The organism is Pseudomonas sp. (genome assembly GCF_048269965.1).
Lineage (GTDB): Bacteria > Pseudomonadota > Gammaproteobacteria > Pseudomonadales > Pseudomonadaceae > Aquipseudomonas.
Map to the genome: position 1 here is coordinate 12,412 of NZ_JBLWTV010000027.1, position 17,595 is coordinate 30,006.

The following is a 17,595-nucleotide window of genomic DNA, read 5'->3' on the forward strand; positions in this document are numbered from 1 at the left end:
AAATGGCGGCCACCAGCGTGACGCGGGTTGCCGAGTGTAAAGCTTTAGCGGGTCAGGATGCCAATCGGGCCAGGCTCAGGCCGGCCCAGGCGGCCAGCAGACCACCCATGATACTGAGCGCCAGGTAGCCGAGCGCTTCGGGGGCGCGACCGCCCTCCATCAGCTTCATGATTTCCAGACTGAAAGACGAAAAGGTGGTGAAGCCCCCCAGAACGCCAGTGATCAGTCCGGTACGCAGCTCCAGCGGCAGGTCGGTACGGGTGAGGAACAGACCGGACAGCAGACCAATCAGCAGACAGCCGATGATATTTACCGCAAAGGTGCCCAGATAAAAATGCCGGGGCCAGTTGCCGGCCACCCAGCTGGCAACCAGAAAGCGCATAACCGAACCAGCCGCGCCGCCCACGGCGACGGCAAGCGCCACACGAATCATCATTTTCTCCTCTGCCTTGGACTGCTGGCGTCCAGATTGCGCAAATGTTGCAACTTGTCGCGGATCTTCAGCTCCAGACCGCGAGGCACAGGATCGTAATACTGACGCGGCTGCAGATTCTCCGGAAAATAATCCTCACCAGCGGCGTAAGCATCCGGCTCATCATGGGCGTAGCGGTATTCATCGCCGTAACCGAGTTGCTTCATCAGCTTGGTCGGCGCGTTGCGCAGGTGCAGCGGCACTTCCTGGGAACCCTGCTCAGCGGCATCGCGCATGGCGGTCTTGAACGCCGTGTACACCGCGTTGCTCTTCGGTGCGCAGGCCAGATAGACGATGGCCTGGGCGACGGCCAACTCGCCTTCCGGACTGCCCAGCCGTTCCTGCACGTCCCAGGCATTGAGGCACAAGGTCAGTGCGCGCGGGTCGGCGTTGCCGATGTCCTCGCTGGCCATGCGCACCACACGGCGGGCGATGTACAGCGGGTCGCAGCCACCGTCGAGCATGCGTGCATACCAATACAGTGCGCCATCCGGGCTGGAGCCGCGTACCGACTTGTGCAGCGCGGATATCTGGTCGTAGAAAGCCTCGCCACCCTTGTCGAAGCGGCGCCGGCTATCGCCCAGCAGGTTCTGCAGCAACTCCACGCCGATCTCGTCATCATCCTCGGCCAGGTCGGCGGCGTTCTCGAGAAAGTTGAGCAAGCGCCGGCCGTCGCCATCGGCAGCGGCCAGAAGAATCTGAAAGGCCTCGTCTGGCAGGCCGAGATGGCGTTCTCCCAGGCCTTTCGGGTCGGTCAACGCGCGATTGACCAGCTTGCGCATGGCCGCTTCGTCGAGGCTCTTGAGCACGTAGACGCGCGCACGCGACAGCAGCGCATTGTTCAGCTCGAATGAAGGGTTCTCGGTGGTGGCGCCGATGAAGATCAGCGTGCCGTCTTCCACGTAGGGCAGAAAGGCGTCCTGCTGGCTCTTGTTGAAGCGATGCACTTCGTCGACGAAGAGAATCGTACGGCGACCATATTGCGCCGCGTGCTGCTGGGCGACCTCGACCGCCTGACGAATCTCCTTGACCCCGGAGAGCACGGCAGAAATGGTTTCGAAATGGGCGTCGGTGACCTTGGCCAGCAGCCGCGCCAGGGTGGTCTTGCCCACCCCCGGCGGCCCCCAGAAGATCATCGAGTGCAGCGCCCCCTGCTCCAGCGCCTCACGCAACGGCTTGCCCGGCGCCAGTACATGCTCCTGGCCGACGTACTCGTCCAGGCTGGTAGCACGCAAACGCGCAGCCAGAGGCTGCGCGACGGGTTGGCGACCGAACAGATCCACGCCTTACTCCTGGATGACGTCCGCGCCTTCCGGAATGTCGAAGGTGAACAGGTGATCTTCGACCGGCTCGTTCATCTTCACATTGAGGAAAAGGATGTTGGTGCGCTGGCCGATGCTGTCGATCAGTTGCATGTCGTTGAGCACGCGATTGCGGAACGACAGGCGCAGGCTGTCGAACAGGCTGTCCTTGGCCTTGGGCTTGAGAATGAAGTCGACCACGCTACCGCCTTCCTTGTAGTCGATCTCGAAGTTTTCGCGGATCTGCGAGACATCGCCGGAGAGCAACAACGCCGGAGTGTGGGTCAGGCGCTGATCGAGCGTCTGAATGGTGACCTGCTCCAGGTCAGGATCGTACAGCCAGACCTTCTCGCCATTGGAAACCAGCAGTTGCTCCATGGGCTGGTCGGTGTGCCAACGGAACATGCCCGGACGCTTGAGCGCCAGTTGCCCTGCGGTTTCCTGCAGCTGAGTGCCGCTGGCATCGAGGGTCAGCTGAGAGAATCGCGCACTGATGGTTTGCGCCTGGCTGAGCAGCTCGCTCAAGCGCTTGGTGGCCGCCTCTTCATCAGCCTGGGCGGTCAGCAGGGTAAAGCTCAAAGCAGCCAGCATCAGCAGGCGAATAACACGCATATAAACCCCTTGAGTCCGTATGAGAATGGCGAGGCGACTCCGTACCTCGCACTGCTCGGCAGCACCCTGGCTGCCGTGAATCCTGTAGACCGCGAATTCAGCGGTTTATCCACGAGGCGTAACACTCAGTCACGGGATGAGCCGGGTGCAAGCACCTCGCGTGATCCGTTGGTATTCATCGAGCTGACCACGCCAGCCATTTCCATCGCCTCGATCATGCGTGCGGCGCGGTTGTAGCCGATCTTCAGCTTGCGCTGCACGGCGGAAATGGATGCGCGACGGCTTTCCAGCACGAAGTTGACCGCTTCGTCGTACAACGGGTCTTCCTCGCTGCCCTCGCCGCCTTCACCACTGCCACCTTCGAAGCTGCCGCCACCCTCTTCGGCGCCGGCGAGAATGTCTTCGTTGTAATCCGGCGCACCGCGCAGCTTCCAGGCTTCGACCACACGATGCACTTCATCGTCCGAGACGAAGGCGCCGTGAACACGAATGGGCAAGCTGGTGCCGGGCGGCATGTAGAGCATGTCACCGTGGCCGAGCAACTGCTCGGCGCCACCCTGGTCGATGATGGTGCGCGAGTCGATCTTGCTCGACACCTGGAACGCCATGCGGGTCGGGATATTGGCCTTGATCAGACCCGTGATCACGTCCACGGACGGGCGCTGGGTGGCGAGAATCAGGTGAATACCCGCCGCCCGTGCCTTCTGGGCGATACGGGCAATCAGCTCTTCGACCTTCTTGCCGACGATCATCATCATGTCGGCGAATTCGTCGACCACCACGACGATGGTCGGCAGAGGCTTGAGCAGCGGCGCTTCGTCGTCCATGTTTTCGCGACGGAACAGCGGATCGGACAACGGCTCGCCGGCCTCGATGGCATCCTTGACCTTGCGGTTGAAGCCCGCCAGGTTGCGCACGCCCATTTTCGACATCAGCTTGTAGCGCCGCTCCATCTCGGCAACGCTCCAACGCAGGGCGTTGGCCGCCTCCTTCATGTCGGTGACGACCGGGCAAAGCAGGTGCGGAATGCCTTCGTAGATCGACAACTCGAGCATTTTCGGGTCGATCATGATCAGTTTGGCGTCTTCCGGGCTCGACTTGAACAGAATCGACAGAATCATCGCATTCACGCCCACCGACTTACCGGAACCGGTGGTGCCCGCCACCAGCAGGTGCGGCATCTTGGCCAGATCGGTGATCACCGGTTTACCGCCGATATCGTGCCCCAGCGCCAGGGTGACCGGCGACTTGGCATCGTCATATTCGGGCGTCGACAGCACTTCGGAGAAGCGCACGATCTGGCGGTTCTCGTTGGGAATCTCGATACCGACGGTGGTCTTGCCTGGAATGACCTCCACGACCCGCACACTGGTCACGGCCAGCGAACGCGCCAGGTCCTTGGCCAGGTTGGCAATGCGGCTGACCTTGACCCCGGCGGCCGGCTGAATTTCGTAGCGGGTGATCACCGGGCCAGGATGGATCGAGTCCACCGCGACCTCGACGCCAAACTCCTTGAGCTTGATTTCCAACAGGTGACCGACGCCCTTGAGCGATTCAGGCGAGTACTCGACCTTCTTGGCTTCCGCCGGGTCGAGCAGGGAAATCGGCGGCAAGGTACCTTCCACCGCGCTGTCGACGAACAGTGGCGCCTGCTTTTCCTTCTGCACGCGCTTGCTCGGCTCTGGCGCCTTGGCCACAGGCGGCGGCGCGATTACCGGCGCAGGACGCTTCTCGCGCTCGCTCATGTGCTTGCTCAGCGACTCTTCGCGCTCGAGCAGGCGCTCCTTGACCTTGGCCTGCTCACGACGATCCGACACCACGGGCGCAGCCACCTCGGTGACCCGCTCGTCCAGCTCGCGCAACTGAATTTTCATCTGCTTGCGCTCGCTACGGGCATTCCACCAGCCGGTGATGGCGCCGTGGATCAGCTCGATCAGATCGAGGGTGATCTTGCCGGTCAGGTCCATCACGCGGAACCAGGACAGGTCGGTGAATACGGTCAAACCGAACAGGAACAGCGCCAGGAACAACAGCGTACTACCCTGCACGTTCAGCGCATGCACGGCCAGATCGCCAAGGCTGGCACCGAGCATGCCGCCACCGGAGCCCTGCATGCCGGCATCCGCTGCGAAATGAATGTCGCCCAGCGCAGCGCCGGAAAGAATCAGGAATACCAGACCGATGCTGTGCCAGGAAAATAGCCAGCCGTTCCAGTGCCAGGGTTGATTGCGCGTGCGGAACACCTGCCAGGTCTTGGCGGCCAGCAGGAGTGGGAAGATGTAGGCGAAATAACCCAGCGCGCCGAACAGTGCACTGGAGAGCCAGGCGCCAATGCTGCCGCCGGCATTGATGATGCGCTCGACCTGCACACTGTTGTCCCACGCCGGGTCGGCGACGTTGTAGGTCAACAGTGCCATCAGCAGATACAGGCACATCGCGCCCAGGGCGATCAATGCGCCTTCCTTCAGACGATACTGAAGCTTCTGACGCCAGTCGGTAATCTGGGTGGTGGAATTCTTCAAAACAGCCATTTCCTGCGCCCTTGGCGCGTCCATCTGAGGGTTAACCGCGAAGCGGCCTATTGTAGGGCCAGCCTGACGCCCAGGCCAATTGCCAAGCTCCCGCAGCCACCCCGCTTCGGTGTAGCATAGCCGCCAGCAGCTTCCATGCGGCTCAATTGGAGCACGCATTCTCTTTTGTGACAAAGGCTTATGGGGTTTTTTTATGAGCGAAGTCAAGCATTCCCGCCTGATCATCCTGGGTTCCGGCCCCGCCGGTTACAGCGCCGCCGTTTATGCCGCACGCGCCAACCTCAAACCCGTGGTCATCACCGGCATCCAGCCTGGCGGTCAGCTCACCACCACCACCGAAGTGGACAACTGGCCGGGTGACGTCGAAGGTCTCACCGGCCCGGCACTGATGGAGCGCATGCAGAAGCACGCCGAGCGCTTCGACACCGAGATCATCTACGACCACATCCATACCGCCGAGTTGCAGAGCCGCCCCTTCGTGCTCAAGGGCGACAGCGGCACCTACAGCTGCGATGCACTGATCATCGCCACCGGCGCCAGCGCCCAGTACCTTGGCCTGCCGTCGGAAGAAGCCTTCTCCGGCAAGGGTGTCTCCGCCTGCGCCACCTGCGATGGCTTCTTCTATCGCAACCAGGTGGTCGCCGTGATCGGTGGCGGCAACACCGCTGTGGAAGAGGCGCTGTATCTGTCGAACATCGCCAAGGAAGTGCACCTGGTGCACCGCCGCGACAAACTGCGCTCGGAGAAGATCCTGCAGGACAAGCTGTTCGACAAGGTCGAGAACGGCAACATGCGCCTGCACTGGAACCACACCCTTGACGAAGTGCTGGGCGACCAGACCGGCGTGACCGGCATGCGCCTGAAAAGCACCCTCGACGGCAGCACCAAGGAACTGGCTCTGGCTGGCGTGTTCATCGCCATCGGCCACAAACCCAACACCGAGCTGTTCGTCGGCCAGCTGGACATGCATGACGGCTACCTGAAGATCAAGGGCGGCAGCGAAGGCAATGCCACTGCCACCAGCATCGAAGGCGTGTTCGCCGCTGGCGACGTGGCCGACCACATCTATCGCCAGGCCATCACCTCGGCCGGCGCAGGCTGCATGGCCGCCTTGGATGTCGAGAAGTTTCTCGACGGTAATTGATGGACAAGGGCGAGCGCCAAGGCTCGCCCTACCCTCTTCCGCTGGACAAGCGCACATGCTGACCTGGCTGCAACGTGACTCACTGCAGTTTCCGCCACTGGCAAAAGCCATGCGTGAACCCAACGGTCTGCTGGCTGCCGGCGGCGACCTGAGCGCCGACCGCCTGATAAGCGCCTATCGGCACGGCTGCTTCCCCTGGTTTCAGGATGGCCAGCCGATTCTCTGGTGGTCGCCCGATCCGCGCACCGTTCTGCTTCCTGATGAGCTGCACGTTTCCCGAAGCCTGGCCAAACTGCTGCGCCAGCAGCGCTATCGCGTCACCTTCGACCAGAACTTTGCCGCCGTCATACAGGCCTGCGCCGAGCCCCGCACTTACGCCGACGGCACCTGGATTACTTGCGACATGCAGGAGGCTTACCTGCAGCTGCACCAGCGCGGCATCGCCCATTCCGTGGAAGTCTGGCACGGGGACGAACTGGTCGGCGGGCTTTACGGCCTGGCCATGGGCCAGCTGTTTTTCGGCGAATCCATGTTCAGCCGTGCCGACAATGCCTCCAAGGTGGGTTTCGCCACGCTGGTCGGCAAGCTGCGAGACTGGGGCTTCGTCCTCATCGATTGCCAGATGCCCACGCAGCACCTGCACAGCTTCGGCGCCAGAGCCATACCGCGCGCCAGCTTCGCCGCGTATCTGCAGCGTCACCTCGATCTGCCCAACGGAGCAGACTGGCTCGCCTAGTCGATCTTCTCAGCCTGGCTTACACTCCTTGTCAGGCTTCCCAGAGACACCGCCATGACCGAGCTGGCCCGCCTGAAGTTCTATGCCACTCAACCCCATCCATGCAGCTATCTGCCGGAAGAGCAGGCCACCACCCTGTTTCTCGACCCCAGTCAGCCCATGGATGTGCTGGTTTATGCGGAACTTTCGGAAATGGGCTTTCGCCGCAGCGGCGACCATCTCTACCGACCGCATTGCCAGCAGTGCAGCGCCTGCATTCCTGCGCGCATTCCTGCTGCACGCTTCACACCTAACCGCCAGCAGCGACGCATCCTCAAGCGCAATGAAGACATCGTCGTTCGCTGCGTGCGCCCGGCATTCACTGAAGAGTATTACGATCTCTACGTGGGCTATATCGAGCAGCGCCACGCTGACGGTGACATGTATCCACCGAGCCGCGACCAGTTCTCGACCTTTCTGATTCGCGATCTGCCGTTCTCACGTTTCTATGAGTTTCGTCTGCAGGGCAGACTGGCCGCCATCGCAGTCACTGACGTTCTGCCAAACGGCCTGTCGGCGGTCTATACCTTCTATGACCCCACCGAAGAACGCCGCAGCCTGGGGCGATTCGCCATCCTCTGGCAAATCGGCGAGAGCCAGCGCCTGGGGCTGGAGGCCGTCTACCTCGGCTACTGGATCAAGAATTGTCGCAAGATGAACTACAAGACCCAGTACCGCCCCATCGAACTCTTCGTCAATCAGCGCTGGACACTGCTTACCTAGCCCCTCTGCCACCCCCAGCCAGCTCGACACTCCAAGCCACTTGGCGCAGCCCCCTGTTTTCGGGCACAATGCACGCCGCTTTTGCCTGGCGCCAGTTGCACCGGGCCATTTCCTGGATACCGAGGGCTTTACTGCATGTCGAAAGAAGACAGCTTCGAAATGGAAGGCACTGTCGTCGACACCCTGCCCAACACCATGTTCCGCGTGGAGTTGGAAAACGGGCACGTCGTTACCGCGCACATCTCCGGCAAGATGCGCAAGAACTACATCCGCATTCTCACTGGTGACAAGGTGCGCGTTGAGCTGACACCTTATGACTTGAGCAAGGGCCGCATCACCTACCGCGCCCGTTAAGCCAAGCACCAAACGAAAACGCCCGGCATATGCCGGGCGTTTTCGTTGGTTCACTGAAAGCCACCCGGGCTTTCAGTGAACCTGAGGCCATTCGATCAGGCGACTTCTGCCGCCGTCTCGAACTCGAAGCTGGGCTCGCCATCCTTGACGTCGATGTGTACCACACCGCCATGCTCGGCCAGTTCGCCAAAGAGGATCTCCTCTGCCAGCGGACGCTTGATCTTGTCCTGGATCAAACGCGCCATCGGCCGCGCGCCCATCATCACATCGTAACCACGCTCGGCCAGCCAGCCACGCGCCGCATCGCTGACTTCCAGCGTGACGCGCTTGTCTTCCAGCTGCGCCTGCAGTTCGGTGAGGAACTTGTCGACGATGCTCTTGATGGTCTCGTGACTCAGGCGGCCAAACTGGATGATGGTGTCCAGGCGGTTGCGGAACTCCGGCGTGAAGCTCTTCTTGATGACTTCCATGGCATCGGTGGAGTGATCCTGCTGAGTGAAACCGATCGACGCACGCGAGGCGGTTTCCGCACCGGCGTTGGTGGTCATGATCAGGATCACGTTGCGGAAGTCCGCCTTGCGCCCGTTGTTGTCAGTCAGCGTGCCGTGGTCCATGACCTGCAGCAGCAGGTTGAAGACTTCCGGGTGCGCTTTCTCGATTTCATCGAGCAGCAATACGCAGTGCGGCTGCTTGGTGATCGCCTCGGTCAGCAGGCCGCCCTGGTCGAAACCAACGTAACCGGGTGGCGCACCGATCAGGCGCGACACGGTGTGGCGCTCCATGTATTCGGACATGTCGAAACGCACCAGTTCGATACCCATGGCCTTGGCCAACTGCCGTGCGGCCTCGGTCTTGCCCACACCAGTAGGACCGGCGAACAGGAAGGAGCCGACCGGCTTGTCCGGCGCCTTGAGGCCCGCACGCGACAGCTTGATCGCGGTTGCCAGCGAGTCGATGGCGGCGTCCTGACCGAATACCGTGAGCTTGAGGTCACGCTCCAGATTACGCAGCAGCTCCTTGTCGGAACTGGACACGTGCTTCGGCGGAATCCGCGCGATCTTGGCCACGATGTCCTCGACCTGCGCCACCTCGATACGCGCCACACGCTTTTCTTCCGGCTGCAGGCGCTGGTAAGCCCCCGCCTCGTCGATCACGTCGATAGCCTTGTCCGGCATGTGGCGGTCGTTGATGTAGCGCGCAGCCAACTCGGCCGCTGCACGCAGGGCTTCGTCGCTGTATTCGATGTGATGGTGCTGCTCGAAGCGCGCCTTGAGCCCCCTGAGGATACCCACGGTATCCTCCACGGAAGGCTCGACCACGTCGACTTTCTGGAAGCGCCGCGCCAGCGCGCGGTCCTTCTCGAAGATGCCGCGAAACTCCTGGAAGGTGGTCGAACCTATGCAGCGAATCTCTCCGGACGACAGCATTGGTTTGAGCAGGTTGGATGCATCCATCACGCCGCCCGATGCAGCACCCGCACCGATGATGGTGTGAATCTCGTCGATGAAGAGGATGGCATGCGGTCTTTTGCGCAGCTCGTTGAGCAGCGCCTTGAAGCGCTTCTCGAAGTCGCCGCGGTACTTGGTACCGGCCAGCAATGCACCGAGATCGAGCGAATACACCACGCTATCAGCCAGCAGGTCAGGCACCTGCTCGTCGACGATGCGCTTGGCCAGGCCTTCGGCGATGGCTGTCTTGCCGACACCGGCCTCACCTACCAGCAATGGGTTGTTCTTGCGCCGGCGAGCGAGAATCTGCGCAACGCGCTCGACCTCGTGCTCGCGGCCGACCAGCGGATCGATACGCCCCTGACGAGCCAACTCATTGAGGTTGCTGGCGTAGGCATCCAGCGGATTACCGGAAGCGGAGGACTCGCCGCCCTCGTCATCCTGCATGTCCTGATCATTTTCGTGCTGATCGCCATGCCCAGGCACCTTGGAGATGCCGTGGGCGATGTAGTTGACCACATCGATACGGGCCACACTCTGCTGCTTGAGCAGGAACACGGCCTGGCTTTCCTGCTCGCTGAAGATCGCGACCAGCACGTTGGCGCCGGTCACTTCACGCTTGCCGGAGCTCTGCACATGGAATACCGCACGCTGCAGGACGCGCTGGAAGCCAAGCGTTGGCTGCGTTTCGCGGTCTTCATCATGCTGAGGAATCAGCGGCGTGGTGGAGTCGATGAACTCCTGCAAATCATGGCGCAGCTTGTCGAGGTTGGCCCCACAGGCCCTTAAAACGCTGGCCGCCGCTTCATTGTCCAGCAAGGCGAGCAGCAGATGCTCGACCGTCATGAATTCATGACGCTTGGCACGGGCCTCCTTGAAAGCCAGATTGAGGGTGACTTCGAGCTCTCGATTCAACATAGCTTCACCTCATACCCAAGTGGCCGGCGTTAACCGTCCTTCTCTATTTCACAGAGTAGCGGATGCTGGCACTCGCGCGCGTACTGGTTGACCTGCATTGCCTTGGTCTCCGCAATATCACGGGTGTACACACCGCACACCGCACGCCCTTCTGTATGGACGGCCAGCATGATCTTGGTCGCCAGCTCCCGGTTCATGCCGAAAAACGTTTCGAGCACTTCGACGACGAAATCCATCGGGGTGTAGTCGTCATTGAATAAGACCACCTTGTACATCGGTGGTGCCTGCAATGCTGGCTTGGATTCCTGAACAGCGATACCAGAGGAGTCATCCTCATGCTCTGCCGGGTGATCCTGATTGAATGTTAGTCGAATCTGGCTACTTGCATGCATGCTGAGATCAGAGGTTCAAGGCCGGGCGAACAGGGATGCTAGAGGGAGTTTGACTGAGTTCTCAGCCATCCGCCGTATAGCCTTGACTAACGGCAAAAGGGTGTTACAACAAATGAATACCCACTGGTGGGTATCAGGGATTCCACGCCTTCGCCCAGCCTGGTCGGTTATCGCGCGGAATCGAAGTGGATGATACTCCAGAGATGGAGTCCTTTGCAGAGGGATATCAGCATGCTCAGCGGTAAGGTCAAGTGGTTCAACAACGCCAAAGGCTATGGATTCATCCTGGCCGACGGCCGAGATGAGGACCTGTTCGCCCACTACTCGGCTATCCAGATGGACGGTTACAAGACACTAAAGGCCGGCCAGCCGGTCCGCTTCGAGATCGTGCAAGGCCCCAAAGGACTGCATGCCATCAATATCAGCGCGGTTACCGCCAACCAGGACGCCCCCGTGGCCGTACCCCAGGCGCAAGATATCGCGAGCACTGTCGAAGTCTGAGTCTGCTGCAGCCACAAAAACGCCGGGAGCGTTTTTGCGCGCAAGCCCCGAAGGGCTGAAGCACATGGAGGTGCTGAACACCAAAAGGCCGGTCATATGACCGGCCTTTTTTCATGCTGTCGATCAGTGAACGGGTCACATATGGCTGATCATCGCATCGCCGAACGCGGAACACGACATCAGCTTCGCACCCTCCATCAGACGCTCGAAGTCATAGGTCACGGTCTTGGCGGCGATGGCGCCGTTGGTGCCCTTGATGATCAGATCGGCCGCTTCGGCCCAGCCCATGTGACGCAGCATCATCTCGGCGGAGAGAATGACCGAACCCGGGTTGACCTTGTCCTGACCGGCATACTTGGGCGCCGTGCCGTGAGTCGCCTCGAACATGGCCACCGAATCGGACAGGTTGGCGCCGGGCGCGATGCCGATGCCGCCGACTTCGGCCGCCAAGGCATCGGACAGATAGTCGCCATTGAGGTTGAGGGTGGCGATCACGTCATATTCGGCCGGACGCAGCAGGATCTGCTGCAGCATGGCGTCGGCGATCACATCCTTGACCACGATGTTCTTGCCGGTGCGCGGATTCTTGAACTGCATCCACGGGCCACCGTCGAGCAGCTCGGCAGCAAACTCTTCGCGAGCGATCTCGTAGCCCCACTCCTTGAAGGCACCTTCGGTGAACTTCATGATGTTGCCTTTATGCACCAGGGTCACCGAGCTGCGGTCGTTGTCCACGGCATATTGCAGGGCCTTGCGCACCAGGCGCTTGGTGCCCGCCTCGGAAACCGGCTTGATGCCGATACCGCACATGTCGGTGAAACGGATCTTCTTGACGCCCATTTCCTCGGTGAGGAATTTGATGACCTTCTCGGCCTCGGGGCTGCCAGCTTTCCACTCGACACCGGCGTAGATGTCCTCGGAGTTCTCGCGAAAGATCACCATATCGACGTCGCCCGGCTTCTTCACCGGGCTTGGCACGCCTTCGAACCAACGCACCGGGCGCAGGCAGACATAGAGGTCGAGTTCCTGGCGCAAGGCCACGTTCAATGAACGGATACCGCCACCCACCGGCGTGGTCAGCGGGCCTTTGATCGAAACCACGTAATCACGTACAGCCTCGAGGGTTTCTTTCGGCAGCCAGGTGTCCTGATCGTAAACCTGAGTGGCTTTCTCACCGGCGTAAACTTCCATCCAGGAGATCTTGCGAGCGCCGCCGTAGGCTTTTTCGACGGCAGCGTCGACGACCTTGATCATCACCGGAGAAATATCGACGCCAATTCCATCACCCTCGATGAACGGGATGATCGGGTTGTCCGGAACAGTCAGCGACATATCGGCGTTGACGGTGATTTTGTCACCGCTGGCTGGCACCTGGATCTTTTGGTATCCCATGCTGGACTCCATCTTGTGGTTGGACAGGCACTCCCGAGAGTAGCGCAAACCGCTCGCGGAGACACATGTGCAAAGGTCTTATGCAACTGGGCATTCTGTGGCGAGGTGTCGCAGTGGTATACTGCTTAGGTGACTAACGAGTCATAAGGGGCGACCTGTCTGGAACCAGGCAGCAACCTCTTGAAACCGGTCAACGGCCACCACTGTCTGCCGGCTCGAAATGCTCGACACTCTACGGGTGCATCCAACATCACCGCGGCGAGTCCTCGACCCAGCCCCGCCATCATGGGGCTCAAGCGCCTACCCGCGCAGGTCGAGTTTCTATGCGCGCTCAGCAAAGAAGAGAGTTAACCCTAAATGTCCACCCCTTCGAAGATCATCTACACCTTCACCGACGAAGCTCCGGCCCTCGCTACCTATTCGCTTCTGCCCATTGTAGAAGCCTTTGCCGCCTCGGCTGACATCTCCGTTGAAACCCGCGACATCTCTCTTGCTGGACGGATTCTGGCAAGCTTTGCCGACCGCCTGGACGCCGACAAGCGCATCGATGACGACCTGGCCAAACTGGCCGAGCTGACTCTGCAAGCCGACGCCAACATCATCAAGCTGCCGAACATCAGTGCTTCCGTCCCTCAGCTCAAGGCCGCCATCGCCGAGCTGCAGGCTCAGGGCTACAACATTCCGGATTTCCCGGAAGATCCGCAGAACGACGAAGACAAGGAAGTACGCGCCCGCTACGCCAAGATCCTGGGCAGCGCCGTGAACCCGGTCCTGCGTGAAGGCAACTCGGACCGCCGCGCTCCAGCCGCCGTCAAGGCCTATGCCCGCAAACACCCGCACAGCATGGGCAAGTGGAGCATGGCTTCGCAGTCCCACGCCGACTACATGCGCGGCGGCGACTTCTTCTCCAGCGAGCAATCGATCACCATGGCCAAGGCCGGTGACGTGCGTATCGAGTTCGTCGGCAAGGACGGCAAGGTCGAAGTCAAGAAACAACTCGCCCTGCAGGAAGGCGAAGTGTTCGACAGCATGTTCATGAGCTGCCGCAAGCTGCGTGACTTCTTCGAGAAGACCCTGCAGGACTGCAAGGAAACCGGCGTGATGTGGTCCCTGCACGTCAAGGCGACCATGATGAAGGTCTCCCACCCGATCGTCTTCGGCCACGCTGTCAGCGTTTACTACAAGGACGTGTTCGACAAGTACGGCGATCTGTTCAAGGAACTGGGCGTCAACCCGAACAACGGTATCAGCAGCGTCTACGACAAGATCAAGTCGCTGCCAGCCTCGCAGCAGGAAGAAATCCTGCACGACATCCACGAGGTCTATGCCCATCGCCCGGAAATGGCCATGGTCGACTCGGTCAAGGGCATCACCAACCTGCACATCCCGAGCGACGTCATCGTCGACGCCTCGATGCCGGCGATGATCCGCAACTCCGGCCAGATGTGGGGCAAGGACGGCAAGCAGAAAGACACCAAGGCCGTCATGCCTGAGAGCACCTACGCGCGCATCTATCAGGAAATGATCAATTTCTGCAAAACCAACGGTGCGTTCGACCCGACCACCATGGGCACCGTGCCGAACGTCGGCCTGATGGCGCAGAAGGCCGAAGAGTACGGTTCTCACGACAAGACCTTCGAAATGACCGCCGACGGCACCATGCGCGTCGTGGCTGCCGACGGCACCGTGCTGATGCAGCACCAGGTCGAAGCCGGCGACATCTGGCGCGCCTGCCAGACCAAGGACGCGCCGATTCGCGACTGGGTCAAGCTGGCCGTTACCCGCGCCCGTCAGTCCGAAACCCCGGCCATCTTCTGGCTGGACCCGGAACGCGCCCACGACCGCGAACTGCAGAAGAAGGTCGAACTGTACCTCAAGGATTACGACCTGACCGGCCTGGACATCCGCATGATGGGCTACAACGAAGCCATCCGCGTATCCATGGAGCGCATGATCCGTGGCCAGGACACCATCTCGGTGACCGGCAACGTCCTGCGCGACTACCTGACCGACCTGTTCCCGATCATGGAACTGGGCACCTCGGCCAAGATGCTGTCCATCGTTCCGCTGATGGCTGGCGGCGGCATGTACGAAACCGGCGCCGGCGGCTCGGCACCCAAGCACGTGCAGCAACTGGTCGAAGAGAACTACCTGCGCTGGGATTCCCTGGGCGAGTTCCTGGCCCTGGCCGTGTCGCTGGAAGAAACCGGCATCAAGACCAACAATGCCAAGGCCAAGGTACTGGGCAAGACCCTGGATCAAGCCACTGGCAAGCTGCTGGACAACAACAAGTCCCCGGCGCGCAAGGTCGGCGAGATCGACAACCGTGGCAGCCACTTCTACCTGGCCCTGTACTGGGCACAAGCCCTGGCCGAGCAGAATGACGACGCCGAGCTGAAAGCCCGCTTCGCCCCGCTGGCCAAGCAACTGACCGATCAGGAAGCGACCATCGTTGGCGAACTGGCTGCCGTACAGGGCAAGCCGGTCGAAATCGGTGGCTACTACCGCTCCAACCCCGAGCTGACCAGCAAGGTGATGCGCCCCAGCGCCACCTTCAACGCCGCTCTGGCCGCACTCAATGCCTGATAAGGCCTGTGCGTGAAAAGAACCCCGGCCCTGTGCCGGGGTTTTTCGTTAGGCCAGATCCCTTGCTTGATGGTTACAGACATAAAGATGGTGATAGTCGGTGCGCGCGGCGCACCCTACTCCGGAGAGTTTCAGATGGTGTGGCAACCCCATATCACCGTGGCCACGGTGATCGAAGATGATGGCCGTTTCCTGTTCGTCGAAGAGTTCAAGGCCGGCCGCCTGGTACTCAACCAGCCGGCCGGGCATCTGGAAGCCGACGAGACCCTACGCGATGCTGCGCTGCGCGAGACGCTCGAAGAAACCGGCTGGAAGGTGGAGCTCACTGGCCTGCTTGGCATCTATCTCTATACCGCGCCGAGCAATGGCGTGACCTATCAACGCGTGTGCTTCAGCGCCCGTCCCGTGCACCATGATCCAGAGCGCGAGCTCGATAGCGATATCAGCAGCATCATCTGGCTGACACGCGATGAACTGGCCGCACAGCCCGAGCGCTGGCGCAGCGAGCTGGTGCTGCGTTGCGTCGACGACTACCTCGCCGGTATCTGCGGGCCATTGGAGTTGGTGCGCGATTGATCGCAAGCGTACGCCTTTGCGCAGGGTGTGCCGTGCGCATCATCGGCACCGCGGCGCCCACCTGGCGCGCACGCGCGCCCTACCTGAGGCAGGCTTTCTGGTAGACTCGGCAACTTTTCAGGCTTCACTCGCAGACTCCCATGCAAGCACCTAGCACCCAACGCGTGATCGTCGGCATGTCCGGCGGTGTCGATTCGTCCGTTTCCGCCCTGCTGCTCATCGAGGCGGGCTACCAGGTCGAAGGCCTGTTCATGAAGAACTGGGACGAAGACGACGGCACCGAATACTGCACCGCCATGGACGATCTGGCCGACGCACAGGCCGTATGCGACCGCATCGGCATCAAGCTGCACACCGCCAACTTCGCCGCCGAGTACTGGGATAACGTGTTCGAGCATTTCCTGGCCGAATACCAGGCCGGACGTACGCCGAACCCGGACATCCTGTGTAACCGCGAGATCAAGTTCAAAGCCTTCCTCGACTACGCACTGTCGCTCGGCGCCGACCTGATAGCCACCGGCCACTACGTACGTCGCCGTGATATCGATGGACGCACCGAACTGCTCAAGGGCCTGGACCCGAACAAGGACCAGAGCTACTTCCTGCATGCCGTCGGCGGCGAACAGATCGCCAGAACCCTGTTCCCGGTCGGCGAGCTGGAAAAGCCACAGGTGCGCGCCATTGCCGAGAAATACGAGCTGGCCACCGCGAAGAAGAAGGACTCCACCGGTATCTGCTTCATCGGCGAACGCCGCTTCAGCGACTTCCTCAAGCAGTACCTGCCGGCGCAGCCGGGTGACATCGAGACCACCGAAGGTCAGGTCATCGGCCGCCATCATGGCCTGATGTACCACACCATCGGCCAGCGCCAGGGCCTGGGTATCGGCGGCCTCAAGGATGCCAGCGACGATCCCTGGTACGTGCTGCGCAAGGACCTGACGCGCAACGTTCTGATCGTTGGCCAGGGCAACGAACACCCCTGGCTGTTCTCGCGCGCCCTGCTCGCCTCGGACATCTACTGGGTCAACCCGCTGGATCTGAGCAGCCCGCGCCGCCTGACCGCCAAGGTGCGTTACCGCCAGAGCGACCAGCGCTGCACCCTGGAGAAGACCGAGAACGGCTATCGCGCCGTGTTCGACGAGCCGCAGCGCGCCGTCACGCCCGGGCAGTCCGTGGTGTTCTATGACGGCGAGGTGTGCCTGGGTGGCGGTGTGATCGAAACCGCAGAAGCCTGGTACGAGGACGCCCGATGAGCCCGATTCAGGAGCAACTGGTGGCCCTCGGCGCCGTCTTCGAAGCGGCCTCCCTGGCCGACAAGATCGCCCGCACCGGTCAGGTCAGCGAAGCCTCCATGGGCTGCATGCTCGGCAGCCTGCTGGTGCGCGACCCGAAAAGCACGCTGGACGTATACGGCGGCGACGACCTCAACCTGCGCGACGGCTATCGCGCACTGATCAGTTCGCTGGAGCGCAATCCGTCCGCCCTGCAGCGCGAGCCGCTGCGCTATGCGCTGGCGATGATCGGCCTGGAGCGCCAGTTGGACAAGCGCGGCGACATGATGCAGGTCATGGGCAGTCGCCTGGATCAGATCCAGCAACAGGTCGAGCATTTCGGCCTGGTCCATGACAACGTCATCGCTGCGTGCGGCGGCCTGTATCAGGACACCATCAGCACCTTCCGTCAGCGCATCCAGGTGCATGGCGACATGCGCTTTCTGCAGCAGCCGAACAACGCCGCGAAAATCCGCGCCCTGCTGCTCGCCGGCATCCGCTCGGCGCGCCTGTGGCGTCAACTCGGCGGCCACCGCTGGCAGCTGGTGTTCAGCCGCAGCAAGCTGCTCAAAGAACTCTACGAACTGACGCGAAGCTGA

General features: G+C 61.3%; 16 protein-coding genes. 9 read left to right on the forward strand and 7 right to left on the reverse strand.

From position 1 onward, the window contains the following. Nucleotides 1-52 precede the first annotated feature (52 nt). The 4 genes from crcB to ftsK form a co-directional block, all read right to left on the reverse strand. Nucleotides 53-433: a fluoride efflux transporter CrcB gene (gene crcB / locus ACN0X6_RS22330; protein WP_192985663.1), complete on the reverse strand. Its 381-nt coding sequence runs from the start codon at nt 431-433 to the stop codon at nt 53-55. Further along, nucleotides 433-1,755, reverse strand: a complete 1,323-nt coding sequence (locus ACN0X6_RS22335; RefSeq protein ID WP_417707346.1) for a replication-associated recombination protein A — start codon at nt 1,753-1,755, stop codon at nt 433-435. The genes crcB and ACN0X6_RS22335 overlap by 1 nt, the downstream gene beginning before the upstream one ends. Nucleotides 1,756-1,758: 3 nt before the next feature. After that, the gene (lolA, locus tag ACN0X6_RS22340) at nt 1,759-2,385 is read right to left on the reverse strand and encodes an outer membrane lipoprotein chaperone LolA (protein WP_017677060.1); all 627 of its coding nucleotides are present in this window, start codon (nt 2,383-2,385) and stop codon (nt 1,759-1,761) included. A gap of 125 nt (nt 2,386-2,510) precedes the next feature. Continuing rightward, nucleotides 2,511-4,916: a DNA translocase FtsK gene (ftsK, locus tag ACN0X6_RS22345; protein ID WP_417707348.1), complete on the reverse strand. Its 2,406-nt coding sequence runs from the start codon at nt 4,914-4,916 to the stop codon at nt 2,511-2,513. Nucleotides 4,917-5,109: 193 nt separating this feature from the next. On the opposite strand from ftsK, the gene trxB reads away from it, so the two are divergent. From trxB to infA, 4 genes are all read left to right on the forward strand, one after another. After that, nucleotides 5,110-6,060, forward strand: a complete 951-nt coding sequence (trxB, locus tag ACN0X6_RS22350; RefSeq protein ID WP_021489176.1) for a thioredoxin-disulfide reductase — start codon at nt 5,110-5,112, stop codon at nt 6,058-6,060. Nucleotides 6,061-6,115: 55 nt separating this feature from the next. Next, nucleotides 6,116-6,796, forward strand: coding sequence for a leucyl/phenylalanyl-tRNA--protein transferase (aat, locus tag ACN0X6_RS22355; RefSeq protein ID WP_417707350.1), 681 nt, complete (start codon nt 6,116-6,118; stop codon nt 6,794-6,796). A 54-nt stretch (nt 6,797-6,850) separates the two neighbouring features. Beyond that, nucleotides 6,851-7,558 (forward strand): arginyltransferase, encoded by a 708-nt coding sequence (locus ACN0X6_RS22360; protein ID WP_417707352.1) that lies wholly within the window; start codon nt 6,851-6,853, stop codon nt 7,556-7,558. Nucleotides 7,559-7,693: 135 nt separating this feature from the next. Continuing rightward, nucleotides 7,694-7,912: a translation initiation factor IF-1 gene (gene infA / locus ACN0X6_RS22365; RefSeq protein WP_002553999.1), complete on the forward strand. Its 219-nt coding sequence runs from the start codon at nt 7,694-7,696 to the stop codon at nt 7,910-7,912. Between the two features lie 95 nt (nt 7,913-8,007). On the opposite strand, the gene clpA is transcribed toward infA, so the two are convergent. Continuing rightward, complete coding sequence (clpA, locus tag ACN0X6_RS22370; protein ID WP_074678625.1) at nt 8,008-10,278, reverse strand: ATP-dependent Clp protease ATP-binding subunit ClpA; 2,271 nt, start codon at nt 10,276-10,278, stop codon at nt 8,008-8,010. 29 nt (nt 10,279-10,307) lie between these two features. Further along, nucleotides 10,308-10,670, reverse strand: coding sequence for an ATP-dependent Clp protease adapter ClpS (gene clpS, locus ACN0X6_RS22375; protein WP_147810860.1), 363 nt, complete (start codon nt 10,668-10,670; stop codon nt 10,308-10,310). A 231-nt stretch (nt 10,671-10,901) separates the two neighbouring features. Here clpS and cspD point away from each other — a divergent pair, with 231 nt between their 5' ends. Beyond that, nucleotides 10,902-11,171, forward strand: coding sequence for a cold shock domain-containing protein CspD (gene cspD / locus ACN0X6_RS22380; RefSeq protein ID WP_417707355.1), 270 nt, complete (start codon nt 10,902-10,904; stop codon nt 11,169-11,171). A 135-nt stretch (nt 11,172-11,306) separates the two neighbouring features. Here the strand turns inward: cspD and icd are convergent, their stop codons facing one another. Next, the gene (icd, locus tag ACN0X6_RS22385; RefSeq protein ID WP_417707357.1) at nt 11,307-12,563 is read right to left on the reverse strand and encodes an NADP-dependent isocitrate dehydrogenase; all 1,257 of its coding nucleotides are present in this window, start codon (nt 12,561-12,563) and stop codon (nt 11,307-11,309) included. Between the two features lie 357 nt (nt 12,564-12,920). On the opposite strand from icd, the gene ACN0X6_RS22390 reads away from it, so the two are divergent. The 4 genes from ACN0X6_RS22390 to hflD all read left to right on the forward strand — a co-directional run bounded on the left by ACN0X6_RS22390 (nt 12,921) and on the right by hflD (nt 17,595). Continuing rightward, entirely contained in the window at nt 12,921-15,149 is a 2,229-nt protein-coding gene (locus ACN0X6_RS22390) for an NADP-dependent isocitrate dehydrogenase (protein ID WP_417707358.1), read from the forward strand. Between the two features lie 135 nt (nt 15,150-15,284). Further along, nucleotides 15,285-15,725, forward strand: coding sequence for an NUDIX hydrolase (locus ACN0X6_RS22395; protein WP_417707360.1), 441 nt, complete (start codon nt 15,285-15,287; stop codon nt 15,723-15,725). Between the two features lie 140 nt (nt 15,726-15,865). Beyond that, nucleotides 15,866-16,978 carry a tRNA 2-thiouridine(34) synthase MnmA gene (gene mnmA, locus ACN0X6_RS22400; protein ID WP_417707362.1) on the forward strand — a complete coding sequence of 371 codons (1,113 nt, stop codon included), beginning with the start codon at nt 15,866-15,868 and terminating at the stop codon, nt 16,976-16,978. Then, a complete protein-coding gene (gene hflD, locus ACN0X6_RS22405) occupies nt 16,975-17,595 on the forward strand; it encodes a high frequency lysogenization protein HflD (protein ID WP_417707364.1) in 621 nt (206 codons plus the stop codon). Before mnmA ends, hflD begins: the two co-directional genes overlap by 4 nt.

Coding starts and splice junctions, on each gene's coding strand:
- ACN0X6_RS22390 (WP_417707358.1), top strand. CDS start 12,921: ATGTCCACCCCTTCGAAGATCATCTACACCTTCACCGACGAAGCTCCG.
- trxB (WP_021489176.1), top strand. CDS start 5,110: ATGAGCGAAGTCAAGCATTCCCGCCTGATCATCCTGGGTTCCGGCCCC.
- ACN0X6_RS22360 (WP_417707352.1), top strand. CDS start 6,851: ATGACCGAGCTGGCCCGCCTGAAGTTCTATGCCACTCAACCCCATCCA.
- icd (WP_417707357.1), bottom strand. CDS start 12,563: ATGGGATACCAAAAGATCCAGGTGCCAGCCAGCGGTGACAAAATCACC.
- aat (WP_417707350.1), top strand. CDS start 6,116: ATGCTGACCTGGCTGCAACGTGACTCACTGCAGTTTCCGCCACTGGCA.
- hflD (WP_417707364.1), top strand. CDS start 16,975: ATGAGCCCGATTCAGGAGCAACTGGTGGCCCTCGGCGCCGTCTTCGAA.
- infA (WP_002553999.1), top strand. CDS start 7,694: ATGTCGAAAGAAGACAGCTTCGAAATGGAAGGCACTGTCGTCGACACC.
- cspD (WP_417707355.1), top strand. CDS start 10,902: ATGCTCAGCGGTAAGGTCAAGTGGTTCAACAACGCCAAAGGCTATGGA.
- clpS (WP_147810860.1), bottom strand. CDS start 10,670: ATGCATGCAAGTAGCCAGATTCGACTAACATTCAATCAGGATCACCCG.
- lolA (WP_017677060.1), bottom strand. CDS start 2,385: ATGCGTGTTATTCGCCTGCTGATGCTGGCTGCTTTGAGCTTTACCCTG.
- crcB (WP_192985663.1), bottom strand. CDS start 433: ATGATTCGTGTGGCGCTTGCCGTCGCCGTGGGCGGCGCGGCTGGTTCG.
- mnmA (WP_417707362.1), top strand. CDS start 15,866: ATGCAAGCACCTAGCACCCAACGCGTGATCGTCGGCATGTCCGGCGGT.
- clpA (WP_074678625.1), bottom strand. CDS start 10,278: ATGTTGAATCGAGAGCTCGAAGTCACCCTCAATCTGGCTTTCAAGGAG.
- ACN0X6_RS22395 (WP_417707360.1), top strand. CDS start 15,285: ATGGTGTGGCAACCCCATATCACCGTGGCCACGGTGATCGAAGATGAT.
- ftsK (WP_417707348.1), bottom strand. CDS start 4,916: ATGGCTGTTTTGAAGAATTCCACCACCCAGATTACCGACTGGCGTCAG.